A 339-nucleotide genomic window follows, 5' to 3' on the forward strand; every position below is an offset into this window, starting at 1 on the left:
GGCCGCCGAGATGAGCTCGGTGAGCGAACGGTCGAACACGGCCGGCTGGAACTTGTCGAGGGTGTCGCGGATGTCGAGCAGCAGCCGCAGGTACACGCCGAGCTCTGCGATGGTTTCGAAGGGCCGCAGCCGGGTCTGGCCGACGAGGCCGGCGGCACGCTCGAGCAGGCGCGGCAGCTCGACCTGGTTGACCCGCTTGGCGAGCTGGTGGGCAGCGGATGCCTCGGCCGGCACCGCGAAGGACGCCCCGTACCAGGGCGAGTCGCCTGGACCGTAACGGAACTGGCCGAGCGCGGCCGCCTTGATCAGCGTCTGCGCCGCGGTCGCCCGGTTCTGGGC

Annotated in this window: 1 protein-coding gene; it reads right to left on the bottom strand. The window is 71.7% G+C overall.

The window, feature by feature from the left end; translation table 11 throughout:
- Window positions 1-339 (bottom strand): hypothetical protein (locus QN345_RS19975; RefSeq protein WP_323509231.1); only part of this gene is annotated, 339 nt, incomplete at both ends.

Origin of the sequence: Cryobacterium sp. 10I1, assembly GCF_035019805.1 — a bacterium.
Taxonomy (GTDB): Bacteria; Actinomycetota; Actinomycetes; order Actinomycetales; family Microbacteriaceae; genus Cryobacterium; species Cryobacterium glucosi.